Annotated in this window: 10 protein-coding genes; 5 read left to right on the plus strand and 5 right to left on the minus strand. The window is 68.6% G+C overall.

The features are described 5' to 3' along the window. Positions 1 to 124 precede the first annotated feature (124 nt). Both KR541_RS03815 and KR541_RS03820 read left to right on the plus strand, forming a co-directional pair. Positions 125 to 2215: a D-(-)-3-hydroxybutyrate oligomer hydrolase gene (locus KR541_RS03815; RefSeq protein WP_050011704.1), complete on the plus strand. Its 2091-nt coding sequence runs from the start codon at positions 125 to 127 to the stop codon at positions 2213 to 2215. Positions 2216 to 2826: 611 nt separating this feature from the next. Next, positions 2827 to 4662: a S10 family peptidase gene (locus KR541_RS03820; protein WP_050011703.1), complete on the plus strand. Its 1836-nt coding sequence runs from the start codon at positions 2827 to 2829 to the stop codon at positions 4660 to 4662. Positions 4663 to 4939: 277 nt separating this feature from the next. Here the strand turns inward: KR541_RS03820 and KR541_RS03825 are convergent, their stop codons facing one another. The 5 genes from KR541_RS03825 to KR541_RS03845 all read right to left on the minus strand — a co-directional run bounded on the left by KR541_RS03825 (position 4940) and on the right by KR541_RS03845 (position 10272). Continuing rightward, positions 4940 to 5728, minus strand: coding sequence for a sulfite exporter TauE/SafE family protein (locus tag KR541_RS03825; protein WP_050011702.1), 789 nt, complete (start codon positions 5726 to 5728; stop codon positions 4940 to 4942). A 309-nt stretch (positions 5729 to 6037) separates the two neighbouring features. After that, positions 6038 to 7477 carry a DHA2 family efflux MFS transporter permease subunit gene (locus tag KR541_RS03830; protein WP_089488200.1) on the minus strand — a complete coding sequence of 480 codons (1440 nt, stop codon included), beginning with the start codon at positions 7475 to 7477 and terminating at the stop codon, positions 6038 to 6040. Between the two features lie 134 nt (positions 7478 to 7611). Next, the gene (locus tag KR541_RS03835; RefSeq protein ID WP_050011700.1) at positions 7612 to 8343 is read right to left on the minus strand and encodes a DsbA family oxidoreductase; all 732 of its coding nucleotides are present in this window, start codon (positions 8341 to 8343) and stop codon (positions 7612 to 7614) included. Between the two features lie 178 nt (positions 8344 to 8521). Further along, a complete protein-coding gene (locus KR541_RS03840; RefSeq protein WP_216089357.1) occupies positions 8522 to 9313 on the minus strand; it encodes a helix-turn-helix transcriptional regulator in 792 nt (263 codons plus the stop codon). Continuing rightward, entirely contained in the window at positions 9310 to 10272 is a 963-nt protein-coding gene (locus KR541_RS03845) for an ornithine cyclodeaminase family protein (RefSeq protein ID WP_050011698.1), read from the minus strand. The genes KR541_RS03840 and KR541_RS03845 overlap by 4 nt, the downstream gene beginning before the upstream one ends. Before the next feature lie 379 nt (positions 10273 to 10651). On the opposite strand from KR541_RS03845, the gene KR541_RS03850 reads away from it, so the two are divergent. From KR541_RS03850 to KR541_RS03860, 3 genes are all read left to right on the plus strand, one after another. Further along, positions 10652 to 11431, plus strand: a complete 780-nt coding sequence (locus KR541_RS03850) for an ABC transporter substrate-binding protein (RefSeq protein WP_124630620.1) — start codon at positions 10652 to 10654, stop codon at positions 11429 to 11431. 67 nt (positions 11432 to 11498) lie between these two features. Then, positions 11499 to 12743 carry an NAD(P)/FAD-dependent oxidoreductase gene (locus KR541_RS03855; protein ID WP_124555699.1) on the plus strand — a complete coding sequence of 415 codons (1245 nt, stop codon included), beginning with the start codon at positions 11499 to 11501 and terminating at the stop codon, positions 12741 to 12743. Between the two features lie 333 nt (positions 12744 to 13076). After that, the gene (locus tag KR541_RS03860) at positions 13077 to 13436 is read left to right on the plus strand and encodes a COG4315 family predicted lipoprotein (protein WP_124630621.1); all 360 of its coding nucleotides are present in this window, start codon (positions 13077 to 13079) and stop codon (positions 13434 to 13436) included. The last annotated feature ends 8 nt before the right edge of the window (positions 13437 to 13444 follow it).

Genomic DNA, 13444 nt, shown 5'->3' on the forward strand with positions numbered 1-13444 from the left:
GCGCGAGCGCCGCGCGCGCCCGTTTCAGGCGGGCCCCGGCATGCCGGGGCCCGTTTGCGCTTCAGGGGGCCGACAGCCGCGCGCGGCGCGGCGACGGACCGATAACGATATCGAGGGGGCGGCGATGACGAAGTTCGGGTGGGGCAAGCGGGTGGTGTGGGGGGCGGCGCTGGCCGCGGTCGCGATGCTCGGCGCCTGCAACGGCGACGAGTCGGCCGAGCGCAACCGGTTGCCCGGCTTCGTGTCCGGCAGCGTGCGCACGACGGCCTACGACGGCGCGAGCGACGACCTGCTGACGGCCGGCCTCGGCAAGACGGGCCTCGCGGCGGCGACCGCGCCGGGCTTCGCTAACCCGTCGCGGCCGACGAGCGCCGAATTGCGCCGCCTCGCGATCTGGTCGAACTACCGCGCGCTCGTCGACATGAGCGCGAACGGCGGCTACGGCCGCTTCTGGGGGCCGAACGTCGACCTCGACGGCAACGACACGCTCGGTGAAGGCAAGATCCCCGGCACCGAATATCTCGCGTATGCCGACGACGGCAGCGGCGCCAAGAACGTGACGCTGCTCGTGCAGGTGCCTGCCAGCTTCAATCCCGCGCAGCCCTGCATCGTCACCGCGACGTCGTCCGGCTCGCGCGGCGTGTACGGCGCGATTTCCGCGGCCGGCGAATGGGCGCTCAAGCGCGGCTGCGCGGTCGCCTACAACGACAAGGGCGGCGGCAACGGCGCGCACGAACTCGGTTCCGACGCCGTCACGCTGATCGACGGCACGCTCGCCGACGCGGTGCTGGCCGGCACCGCGAGCCTGTTCACCGCGAACGTGACGAGCGGCGATCTCGCCGCGTTCAACGGCCGCTTCCCGAACCGCTATGCGTTCAAGCACGCGCATTCGCAACAGAATCCGGAACAGGACTGGGGGCGCGTGACGCTGCAGGCGGTCGAATTCGCATACTGGGCGCTCAACGAGCAGTTCGGCCCGCTGATCGACGGCACGCATCACGCCGTGCGCTATCGCGCGGGCGACATCACGACGATCGCCGCGTCGGTCAGCAACGGCGGCGGCGCGTCGCTCGCGGCGGCCGAGCAGGACAGCCGCGGCTGGATTACCGCGGTCGTGGTCGGCGAGCCGCAAATCAACGTGCGGATGGCGCCGAATGCGGTCGTCCGGACGGGCGGCCAGCCGGCGCCGTCGTTCGGCCGGCCGCTGGCCGATTACGCGACGCTCGCGAACCTGCTGGAACCGTGCGCGGCCGCGTCGGCGTCGCTCGCCGGCGCGCCGTACCTGAGCGCGCTGCCGTCCGCGACCACGCAGTCGATCCGCACGCAGCGCTGCGCAACGCTCGCCGCGGCCGGGCTGGTGGCGGGCGCCGACACGCAGAGCCAGGCGGCCGACGCGCTCGCGCAGCTCCATGCGGCCGGCTATCTGGCCGATTCCGACCTGTTGCAGGCGGCGATGTGGGATTCGCAGGCGATTCCCGCGATCGCGGTCACCTATGCGAACGCGTACACGCGCTCGCGCGTCACCGACAACCTGTGCAACTTCAGCTTCGCGACGACGAACGCGGCGACGGGCGCGGTCGCGGCGCCCGCCGCGTCGCCGATGCCGGCCGTGTTCGGCATCGGCAACGGCGTGCCGCCGACGGCCGGCATCAATCTCGTGTTCAACAACGGCGCGGGCGTCGACCACCGGCTCGCGACGCCCGATGCGAGCTTCGCGGGCGCGCTGTGCCTGCGCCAGCTGTGGACGAACGGGATGCTCGGGATGCCCGCGAACGTCGACGCGGTGCGCGTGAACGCGAACCTGCACGGCAAGCCGGCGATCATCGTGCAAGGCCGCAGCGACGCGCTCGTGCCCGTGAACCACGCGTCGCGCGCGTACGTCGCGCAGAACGGCATCAGCGAAGCCGGGCGCAGCCAGCTGGTGTTCTACGAAGTGACGAACGGCCAGCACTTCGACGCGTTCCTGTCGGTGCCGGGCTTCGACACGCGCTTCGTGCCGGTTCACTACTACAACGTGCAGGCGCTGAACCTGATGTGGAAGCGCCTGAAGAACGGCGCGCCGCTGCCGCCGTCGCAGGTGATCCGCACGGTGCCGCGCGGCGGCACGCCGGGCGCCGCGCCCGCGCTGACGAGCGCGAACCTGCCGCCGATCTCGGCCGCGCCGGGCGCGAACGCGATTTCCGTCGGCGTCGGCACGATCGACGTGCCGCTCTGACGGCGCCCGTCACGCGCCTCCAGCAAGCCGGACAGCCGTCCGGCTTTTTTTATGGGCGTTTCTGGAATCGGTCCCGGACTGCCTTTTATCGGAATGGCGAGCGCTGTAACAAATTCTTACTTTACGGCGATAAATCCGGAACCTATTATGCGCCGGTATTTTCACTTAATTTAATAAATCGGATTGCGAGCATATTCCTTTCCATTTAGTTAATCGTTCCTTTCGATTTTATTCAATCGGATCGAGTCGCGATTGGTCGCGGTTTCGCGATTAATCGGTATCTCGCCGATGGGGATCGTTTGTCTGGTCGAAGTGAAGACGCTTTGCTGAGCGGGCTTTGCGAGGCGTCCTTTTGTCCGTCGCTTTCGTTATGCGTGCGAATCCGCGGAATGAATCCGTATTGCGGTGAATCATCGAATTATCGTTGCCAATGGAGTTTATGCCATTGTGCGGTTGCAAAAAAAGGTGGGGTAAATCGTGCCGATCGGTATTCGCCGATCCGGTAAAAAACTCGGAGTGCGTCGCATAACGAATGCATTCCCGGTGCGGAGCGCCGGCGCAAATGATCCCTTGCGACCGGCGGTATTTATCGTTCTGTTCGAGAGGCAATAATGACGACACGCAAGTCCTTGAAAGACGGTTTCGCGCTATTCGGAACGACCTTGAGCGTACCGCTCGCCGCCGCGGCGGCCGCGGCGCTGCTCGTCACGGGGTGCGGCGGCGACGATGGGCCGAGCCCGGCTGCGTCGGCCGCCACCGCGGCCGCGACGTCCAGCGGCGGCACGTCGGCCACCACCGACGCAACGGCCGCCACCGCGGCCGACCAGCCGTACGTCGACACCGACGTGTACGGCACCGGGCCGAACGATGCGGTCACGGATTCGACGGAAGGCGCGGCGGTCGTGCACCGCCAGGTCGCGATCGGCGGCAAGACGATCCAGTACACGGCCACCACCGGCCACCTGACGACGATCGATCCGGTCACGTCGGCGCCGAACGCGAAGATGTTCTACGTCGCGTACACGCAGGACAATCCCGACCCGTCGAAGCCGCGCCCGGTCACGTTCTTCTACAACGGCGGCCCGGGCTCGTCGTCGGTCTACCTGCTGCTCGGCTCGTACGGGCCGAAGCGCCTGCAGTCGTCGTTCCCGAACTTCACGCCGCCCGCGCCGTACAAGCTGCTCGACAATCCGGACAGCCTGCTCGACCGCACCGACCTCGTGTTCATCAACCCGGTCGGCACCGGCTACTCGACGGCGATCGCGCCGGCGAAGAACAAGGACTTCTGGGGCACCGACCAGGATGCGCGCTCGATCGACCGCTTCATCCAGCGCTACCTGACCAAGTACTCGCGCTGGAATTCGCCGAAGTTCCTGTACGGCGAGTCGTACGGCACCGCGCGCAGCGCGGTCGTGTCGTGGGTGCTGCACGAGGACGGCATCGATCTGAACGGGATCACGCTGCAGTCGTCGATCCTCGACTATGCGAACGCGCTGTCCGCGCCGGGCACGTTCCCGACGCTCGCGGCCGATGCGTTCTACTGGAAGAAGACGACGCTCAACCCGACGCCGACCGATCTCGACGCGTACATGGTGCAGGCCCGCCACTACGCGGACAACACGCTCGCGCCGCTTGCGCAGAAGCCGAATCCGCAGGACGGCGGCTTCGTGAACGTGCGGCTGAACCTGAAGCTGCAGACCGCTCAGCAGATGGGCGCGTACATCGGCACGGACCCGACGTCGCTGATCCAGACCTTCGGCAACCCGGCCGCGCTCGGCAACGTGCCGTCGTCGGACGACAACCCGCCGTACACGTTCTTCCTGACGCTCGTGCCGGGCACGCAGATCGGCCAGTACGACGGTCGCGCGAACTTCACGGGCAAGGGCATCGCGCCGTACATCCTGCCGAACTCGGGCAGCAACGATCCGTCGATCACGAACGTCGGCGGCGCGTACACGGTGCTGTGGAACAGCTACATCAACACCGATCTCAAGTACACGTCGACGTCGTCGTTCGTGGACCTGAACGACCAGGTCTTCAACAACTGGGACTTCAGCCACACGGACCCGACCGGCGCGAACAAGGGTGGCGGCAACACGCTGTACACGGCCGGCGACCTGGCGTCGACGATGAGCGTGAACCCGGACCTGAAGGTGCTGTCGGCGAACGGCTATTTCGACGCCGTCACGCCGTTCCACCAGACGGAGCTGACGCTCGCGCAGATGCCGCTCGATCCGACGCTCAAGGCGCAGAACCTGACGATCAAGAACTACCCGTCGGGCCACATGATCTATCTGAACGACGCGTCGCGGACCGCGCTGAAGGGTGATCTCGCCAACTTCTACGACGGCATCCTCGCGAACCGTACTGCGCTGCAACGCGTGCTGAAGCTGCAGGCGCGCACGCAGCAGATGAAGCAGCAGAAACTGCAGCAGCAGGGGCAGTAAGTGTTGCGGGCGGCGGGCGCCGCCCGCCGCGGCGGAAAAGTGCACGCGCGCGTGCGTCCCGATGTGGCGGGTCGTGTACGTTGATGGTGTGGCTGTCGTTCCACAAGATGCCCCCGAGAGTCGTGGACTCCGGGGGCATCTTTTTGTGTCGGAGGGGGTATCGCCCCGGAAGTCGAAGGTGATGGCTTCCTTAATCCTCAAAACAGGGATGAAAAGCCCTCTATTGAGGATCGGCATGCGCCGACGGTGGCGTTTGTCACCAGACGCGAGGCGTTGCTTACGCCAGCACGAGCCGCACGCCCACCGCCACCAGGGTCGACGCGAGCAGGTTGCGCAGCAGCCGCTCGGGCGCGCGCGCCGACAGCAGGCTGCCGATCACGATGCCGGGCAGCGAACCGAGCAGCAGCGACAGCAGCATCGACCAGTCGACGGAGCCGAGCAGCCAGTGGCCCATGCCCGCGACCAGCGTGAGCGGCACCGCATGCGCGATGTCGGAACCGACGATGCGGGTCGTCGCCAGCAGCGGATACAGCAGCAGGAGCACGGTCACGCCGATCGCGCCGGCGCCGACCGACGTCATCGACACGAGCACGCCCAGCACGGCGCCCGTCAGCACGGTCGACCACAGCGTGCGCGCGGGGCTCGGCGCGAGCGGGTTGCGCGCGGCGAATGCCGTGAGCTGCGGGCGGAAGATCAGCGCGAGCGACGTGAGCAGCAGCGCGACCCCGAGCACGAGCTGGATCATCCGCGCGGTACCCGGCGTGTTCATCCCGTGCGTGTGCAGCCACCACAGCGTGAGCGCCGCGGCCGGTACGCTGCCCACCGCGAGCCGGCCCGTGATGCGCCAGTCGACCGAGCCCTTCAGGCCGTGGACGAGCGTGCCGGTGGCCTTGGTCGCGGCCGCGTACAGCAGGTCCGTGCCCACGGCCGTCGCCGGGTGGACGCCGAACAGCAGCACGAGGATCGGCGTCATCAACGAACCGCCGCCGACGCCCGTCAGGCCGACGAGAATGCCGACGAACAGGCCGGACAGCGAGTACAGCAGATCGATATGGGGAAGCGACATCGGAGGCAGGCGGTTAGGTGGCGTTCGGCGGCGGCGCGCGGCCGCGGCGCTGCGCGCGCGTCAAAGTCCGCCATTGTCGCAAAAGTGGCGCGTCAATGTACGACTGCGTTAAAAATCGGCCGGGAAGGTCTGCACCGCAGGCGGCCGGCGGGACGTAAAACGGGCGTTTGAATGGGGCGCGACCGACGATGACGACCGGTCTGAAAGCGATGACGAACCGGGGCCGGCGCCGTGTATCCGGGCGCGCATAAAAAGGGCGCGACAGTGCGCGCCCCGACTCGATGCCGGTTCCGGGCCGCCCATCGACGGTCAGTGCATCGCGGGCCCGGCACCTTCGACCGCGCGTGGCGGCCGGATGCGCAGCGCGAAACCGGTCAGCGCGGCCACGGCCGCAAACGCCGCGCCGAACGCGAAGGCCGCGTGGTAGCCGCCGTTCAGTGCGTCGAGCGGCGCCGCTTGCGCTGCCGCGAGCGCATCGGTGCGTGCGCCGGCGAGACTCGCGAGGACCGCGAGCCCGAGCGCGCCGCCCATCATGAACGCGGTGTTGACGATCCCCGACGCGAGCCCGGAATCGGCCGGATCGACGTCGTTCATCGCGGCGAGCAGCACCGGATTGAACGCGACGCCTGCACCAATGCCCAGCAGCGTCATGCCGGGCAGCACATGCCACACGAAACCGCCGTCGACCGGCGCGCGCGAGAACAGCGCAAGGCCGCACGCCGCGATCAGCAGGCCGGCGGCGATCGGGCCGCGGATCCCGAAGCGCATCACGATCCGCGCCGACAGCCCGAGCGAGAACGCCGCCATGATCAGGTTCGCCGGCAGGAACGCGAGGCCGACCTGCAGCGGCCCGTAGCCGAGCACGCGCTGCATGTACAGCGCGGACAGGAAGAACCACGCGAACATCGCGGCCGCCCACAGCACGGCGATCGCGTTTGCGAGCGCGACGTTGCGCGCGGCGAACAGCGTAAGCGGCATCAGCGGGTGCGCGGCGCGCGACTCGATCGCGATGAACAGCGCGAGCAGCACGACGGCCGCGCCGATCAACGCGACGGTCTGCGTCGACAGCCAGCCGGCCTCGTTGCCGCCGACGATTCCGTAGACGGCCAGCATCAGCGATGCCGTCACCGTGATCGCGCCCGCCACGTCGAGCCGCGCGGTGCCGGCCGCCGTACGCGTGCGCGGCAGCAGCGCGGCGCACATCGCGTAGACCGCGACGCCGATCGGCAGGTTGACGAGGAAGATCCAGTGCCACGACAGCGAGCTCGTCAGCAGCCCGCCGAGCAGCACGCCGATGCTGCCGCCGCCCGCGCACACGAAGCCGTAGACGCCCATCGCGCGAGCGCGTTCGCCGGGCTCGGTGAACAGGTTCATGATCAGCGACAGCGAGACGGCCGACACGACCGCGCCGCCGAGCCCCTGCACCGCGCGCGCGGCGATCAGCATCGCCTGCGATTGCGCGAGCCCGCAGGCGAGCGACGCGAGCGTGAACACGACGAGGCCCGCGAGAAACATGCGCCGCTGGCCGTACAGGTCGCCGAGCCGGCCGCCGAGCAGCAGGCAGCCGCCGAATGTCAGGAGGTAGGCATTGACGACCCACACGAGGGCCGTTTCGGTGAAGTGGAGATCGGTGCTGATCGACGGCAGCGCAACGTTCACGATCGTGCTGTCGAGCACGATCATCAGCACGCCGAGGCAGAGCACGATCAGCGCGTACCAGCGCTTCTCGCCGTGAATCCCGTGGGTCATGGGCTCGCAGCCTTCTATTCGTTATATGGAAGGATGCATTGTAGATGCCACCGGCGCGGGTTTCCTGTCGGTTTGTGGCAGGAGCGTCGCGTAGCGGCGGGTGTGGCCCGGCGCGCGTGAAGCGGGATGTTGCGTTACGCGCGCGCCGGCAGTTCGCAGCCGTCCGGGCCGCAGGCGGCCGCGTCGTCGCCGTCGAGTTCGACGACGCCGTCGCGCCACGCGTGGTCGAGCGCTTGCGCGAACGCGTCGGCCGGCTGCGCGCCCGATACGGCGTAGCGGCCGCCGAACACGAACAGCGGCACGCCGCGCCCGCCGATCTGCGCGGCGCGCGCGATGTCGGCCTCGACTTCGTCGCGGTACGCGTCGCTGTGCAGCACCGCTTCGACGGCCGAGCGCTCGAGCCCGGCTTCGACCGCGAATTCGGTCAGCGCGGCATGATCGAACAGCGAGCCGTGCTCGCAGAAATACGCGCGATACAGGCGCTCGGTCAGCGCATGCGCGCGGCCCGACGCGTGCGCGAGCTTCACGAGCCGGTGGCCGTCGAGCGTGTCGCCGACGAGCGTGCCGGGCAGGTCGTAGCGCAGCCCGACGCTCGCGGCCGCCTCGGTTACCTGGCGCAGCATCTGGTCGACCTGTGCGGGCGCCATCCGGTATTTGCCTGCGAGCATCGCCTCGACCGGCTCGACGGGGTGGCCCGGCATCAGCCGGTACGCGCGCAGCGCGACGTCGACGCGGTCGGCGTGCGCGAACGCGGCCAGCGCCTCGTCGAAACGGCGCTTGCCGATCCAGCACCATGGGCAGATCAGGTCGGACCAGATTTCGACGGTCAGGGTCGGGCGGGCGGTCGGGGCGGGAGCGGTCGTCATGGCGGTTGGAGCGGTCAAAAATGTAACTGTGACTATATCACTTTATGCTCCCGGGCTCCGTGGTCCGTAGGCCCGTGCGGCATGCAGCCGCGCCCGCGTATCGCGAAGCTTCGACGCGGAAACGGTCGTCCGATGCCGATGGCCGGGTCCGATCGTCATTGCGGCCGCCGCTGCGCGCTCAGGCGTCGCCCGTTTCCTTCAGATGCTTCAGATGCTTGTAGACCGTCGCGCGCCCCATCCCGAGCACGTTCGCGACGTAGTTCGCCGCGCTCTTGCCGCGAAACGCGCCTTCCGCGTACAGCGCCTCGACGAGTTCGCGCCGGTGCTCGCGCGTGAGCCCGTTCAGCCCGACCTGCCGCTCGCGCAGCCAGCCGTGCAGGAACGTATTGATGCGCTCCTGCCAGTCGTCGCGGAACAGCTCGTCGGGCTGCGCGACGACGCCCGCGCCCTTGATGAACAGGTCGAGCGTCGCGCGCATCTCGTCGAACACCGCGATGTTGAAGTTGATGCACATCATCCCGGCCGGGCGGCCTTCGTCGTCGAACAGCACGTTGCTCACGCAGCGCATCCGCCGGCCGTCCCAGTTCAGCTTCTCGTACGGGCCGATCACGCGCTCGCGCGCCGAATGATCGATTTCCTCGAGCGCGGAATCGTCGCCGACCTCGCGCTTCGACAGGTTGTTCGCCAGATACAGCACCGTCTGGTCGTGCAGGTCGTGGATCACGACTTCCGCGTACGGGAAGAACAGCGCGGCGATACCGTCGGCGATCGGCGCATAGCGGGTGAGCAGCAGGTCTTTGACGGGAGATTTCTTCTTGCGCATCGGTATCGCGATCTCGGGTGGGCGGGAGCCGGGCAGCGTGTCGGGCCGGCGGGCCGGCGCACCGTCGGCCGGCATGCCCGTGCGCCCGCGCGCGGCCGCCGCGGCGGTTGCGCCATTGTATCGGCCCCGCGCGCGCGGGGCGCTCATCCGCGCGTCAGATGCGTGTACAGCGCGTGCGCGATCGCGATGTCCTCGAGCCCGAGGCCGATCGAGCGGAAGAATGCGTGACGCGTGCGCGACGGCGCCGCGCAGGTGCCGGCGACGAGCGCGGGCAGGTCGCCGGCGATCCGGCCGGCATCCCAGCCGTGCTCGGCCGCCGCGATCTGCATCTCGCCGGCGCTCGCGGGCGTCGTGTGCCGGTAGTCGCAGTAGACGTCCATGTCCGGCAGCCACGCGGGCGGGATTTCGTGTGCGCGCGCGACGTTCGTGCTGATCGACGTGACGAGCGCGGCGCGCGTGAGCATCCCGTCGCCGAGCACGGGCGTGCCCGACGACGTGCACAGCATCACCACGTCCGCGTCGCGTACGCACGCCTCGACGCTTGCCGCCGCGCGTGCGCGCGGGTCGAGCGCGGCGAGGCTCGCCTGCAGTGCCGTATCGCCGGCCAGCGCGGGCGAGTACACGCGGATCGTGTCCCAGTCGCGCAGCGCCGCCGTGTGCCGCAGGTGCGCGAGGCCGACCGCGCCCGCGCCGACGATCGCCAGATGACGCGCGTTGCGCGGCGCGAGGCAGTCGACCGCGAGCGCCGTCGTGCCGGCCGTGCGTTCGACGGTCAGCAGCCCGGCGTCGCACCACATCAGCGGCTGGCCGGTTTGCATCGACATCAATGCGGTCCATGCGGTGACGATGGGTTTGCCGTCTGTCACGACATACGGCGACAGCTTCGCGCCGAATACCTGCTGGTCGGCGAGCGCGCCGAGATACGTGATGAAGTCGCCGGCCTGGTCGGGAAACGGCGTGAGCGTCTGCGGCGGCTGCACCGCGCGCGCCGCGGCGAGCGACGCGAACATGCGGCGCAGCGTGCCGAGCACGTCGAGCGACGGCAGCGCCGCGCGCACCGCGGCTTCGTCGACGGTCAGCGGCAGGCTGGGGCGGGGTTGCGTCATCGGGACATCTCCGGTGCGGGCTGGACAGAAAGTCTCGAAAGACGGTGTCCGGCGGGGTTCGTTGTGGACTAAAAGTCTAATATAGACAAACGAAATCGGGATAATTTTTCTTTTCGAGACGTCGTGGCGGTGCTGGGATCATGAAAAATGCCACGGAATCAACGATGTTTTGGCTCGGGCGACGAAATTTCGGCGTCGAGCAACACGACGATCTCCTCGTATCCCCTATAGTCTATAGTAGACTTTGAGTCTATATTTCGCATGCAGAGCCCGACACGTCGCCATGCGGCGGCGGCCTGCGCCGAATCCCGACCCGGCGTCCGACCGAGGCGTCGTGCGACCGATCTTCATCGCCTCACTCCAGAACAGAAGGACCGTCATGAACTGGAAACTTTCCCTCTGCGCCGCTGCGGCGGTCGCGTGCGCGGCCGTCACGGCCCATGCGGAACAGACCACGTTGCGCTTCGGGATCGAAGCCGCCTATCCGCCGTTCGAGAGCAAGACGCCGGCTGGTCAGCTGCAGGGTTTCGACGTCGACGTCGGCAATGCGGTATGCGCGAAGCTGAACATGAAGTGCGTGTGGGTCGAGAACGCGTTCGACGGGCTGATCCCGGCGCTGCAGGCGCGCAAGTTCGACGCGATCAACTCGGCGATGAACATCACCGCGAAGCGCAAGCAAAGCATCGACTTCACGCCGGCGATCTACGTGGTGCCGATCGTGATGGTCGCGAAGCACGGCTCGCCGCTGAAGCCCGACGTCGCGAGCCTGCGCGGCAAGCACGTCGGCGTGCTGCAGGGCTCGTCGCAGGAGGATTTCCTGAAGGCGCACTGGGCCAATGCGGGCGTGGACGTCGTGTCGTACCCGGATCAGGACCAGATCTACGCCGATCTCGTCGCGGGGCGTCTCGACGCGGCCGTGCAGGAAGCGCAGACCGCGCAGGACGGCTTCCTCGACAAGCCGGCCGGCCGCGACTACCGGATCGTCGGCGAGCCGCTGAAGGATCCGGCGACGCTCGGCGAAGGCACCGGCTTCGGGATGCGCAAGAACGACAAGGCGCTGCAGGCGAAGATCGTCGGTGCGCTCGATGCGCTGAAGAAGGACGGCACGCTGAGCGCGCTGTCGCAGAAGTACTTCAAACGCGACATCATCGCGAAGTAAGCGCCGCCGCGTGCCGCCCGCCGGGCCGGCGCACGGCGCATCCCATCTCGACGCAGTGCGGGGGACCATGGATTTCGACGTCATCGTTCTGGGGGCCGGCATCGTCGGCGTGTCGTCGGCGCTGCATCTGCAGGATCGCGGGCTGCGCGTCGCGCTCGTCGACCGGCGCGCGCCCGGCGAGGAAACCAGCCACGGCAATGCGGGGCTGATCGAGCGCTCGTCGGTCGTGCCGTATGCGTTTCCGCGCCGGCTCGGCACGCTGCTGCGCTACGCGCGCAACCGTTCGGTCGATCTCTATTGGGATTACCGCGCGCTACCTGCGTATGCGGGCTGGCTCGCGCGCTTCTGGCGCGAATCGTCGCCGCAGCGGCTCGCGGCCGCCGCGCGCGACCTGCTGCCGCTCGTCGCGGCGAGCGTCGTCGAGCACGATGCGCTGCTCGCACGCACCGACGCGCAGCCGCTCGTGCACGACGGCGGATGGATCGAGGCGTTCCGTTCACCGGGGCTGTTCGACGCGGAAGCGCGCGCGCAGCAGCAGGTCGCCGCCGCGCACGGGTTGCGGATGACCGTGCTCGACGCGCATGCGCTGCGCGCGCGAGAGCCCGGTATCGGCGACGCCTTCTGCGGCGCCTTCCACTGGCAGGATCCGAAGACCGTGTCGAGCCCGGGCGGGCTGACCAAGGCCTATGCGCGGCTGTTCGAGCGCGACGGCGGCACGTTCGTGCACGGCGACGCGACGACGCTCGTGCAGGTCGATGACGGCTGGCAGGTCCGATCCGAACACGGGCCGATCTCGGCGCGCTCGGCCGTGGTCGCGCTCGGGCCGTGGTCCGATCAGGTGTTCGCGCCGCTCGGCTACCGGATTCCGCTGCGCGCGAAGCGCGGCTATCACATGCATTACCGGCCGACGCGCACGCCGCTGAACGTGCCCGTGTGCGATACCGAGGCCGGTTTCGTCGTCGCGCCGATGGAAGGCGGCCGCCTGCGGCTGACGACGGGCGTCGAGATCGCGCCGCGTGATGCGCCGCCGACCGGCGTGCAACTCGCGCGTGCCGAACCGCTGGCGCGCGACGCGTTCGGCATCGGCGAGCGGCTCGATCCGGAACCGTGGCTCGGGATGCGGCCGTGCACGCCCGACATGCGTCCGGTGATCGGGCCCGCGCCGCGCCATCGCCATTTGTGGTTCGCGTTCGGCCACTGCCATCACGGGCTCACGCTTGGGCCCGCGACCGGCCGCCTGCTCGCCGAAATGATGACGGGCGCGCCGACCTATATCGATCCGCATCCGTATCGGCCCGCACGCTTCAGTTGAACCGGCCGCGCGCAGTTGCGGCGTCGGTCGCCGGCACGCGCCGATGGCAATGCGCGTATTTCACGGTTTTTCGTTCTGCTGCCCGGGTGGTCGAAATCCGCGCCGTCGAAAATGATCTGCCAATCGACAAGAAGGACATTCAGGCTTCCCGCGTGCTTTCGTCGCATGAATGATCGCCACCACTCGTCGCGCCGCCGCATGGAATAACCGGCCGCCGCCGTCCGTTTACATACCGAGTTCCGGCACAGCCGGCCGGCGGGATAATGATCGCGACGCAGCCGATCGTCCCGTTCGGCGGCACCGTGTCGCGACACGACGCCAAGGAGAACGGGAATGAAACGGATGCTCTTCGCTGCCGCGCTGACGGTGGCGATCGTGCGGCCGGCGGCCGCGGAACCGCCCCAGGTCGGCGACGGGAAACTGGTCGACGAAGCGCACATGACGCTGTACGTGTTCGATCGCGATGCGCCGGGCAAGAGCATGTGCGACGGCACATGCGCAGCGAACTGGCCGCCCGCGCTCGCCGACGCGTACGACAGGGCGTCGGGTGCGCTGAGCCTCGTCGCCCGCGACGACGGCAAAAAGCAATGGGCATACCGCGGCCGCCCGCTGTATCGCTGGAAGATGGACCGCAAGGCCGGCGACGCGGGCGGCGATGGAATCGGCGGCATGTGGCACGTCGCGCGGCCGTGACCGTGACC

Origin of the sequence: Burkholderia sola (assembly GCF_905400185.1) — a bacterium.
Lineage (GTDB): Bacteria > Pseudomonadota > Gammaproteobacteria > Burkholderiales > Burkholderiaceae > Burkholderia > Burkholderia sola.

Coding starts and splice junctions, on each gene's coding strand:
- KR541_RS03815 (WP_050011704.1), top strand. CDS start 125: ATGACGAAGTTCGGGTGGGGCAAGCGGGTGGTGTGGGGGGCGGCGCTG.
- KR541_RS03820 (WP_050011703.1), top strand. CDS start 2,827: ATGACGACACGCAAGTCCTTGAAAGACGGTTTCGCGCTATTCGGAACG.
- KR541_RS03825 (WP_050011702.1), bottom strand. CDS start 5,728: ATGTCGCTTCCCCATATCGATCTGCTGTACTCGCTGTCCGGCCTGTTC.
- KR541_RS03830 (WP_089488200.1), bottom strand. CDS start 7,477: ATGACCCACGGGATTCACGGCGAGAAGCGCTGGTACGCGCTGATCGTG.
- KR541_RS03835 (WP_050011700.1), bottom strand. CDS start 8,343: ATGACGACCGCTCCCGCCCCGACCGCCCGCCCGACCCTGACCGTCGAA.
- KR541_RS03840 (WP_216089357.1), bottom strand. CDS start 9,313: ATGAGCGCCCCGCGCGCGCGGGGCCGATACAATGGCGCAACCGCCGCG.
- KR541_RS03845 (WP_050011698.1), bottom strand. CDS start 10,272: ATGACGCAACCCCGCCCCAGCCTGCCGCTGACCGTCGACGAAGCCGCG.
- KR541_RS03850 (WP_124630620.1), top strand. CDS start 10,652: ATGAACTGGAAACTTTCCCTCTGCGCCGCTGCGGCGGTCGCGTGCGCG.
- KR541_RS03855 (WP_124555699.1), top strand. CDS start 11,499: ATGGATTTCGACGTCATCGTTCTGGGGGCCGGCATCGTCGGCGTGTCG.
- KR541_RS03860 (WP_124630621.1), top strand. CDS start 13,077: ATGAAACGGATGCTCTTCGCTGCCGCGCTGACGGTGGCGATCGTGCGG.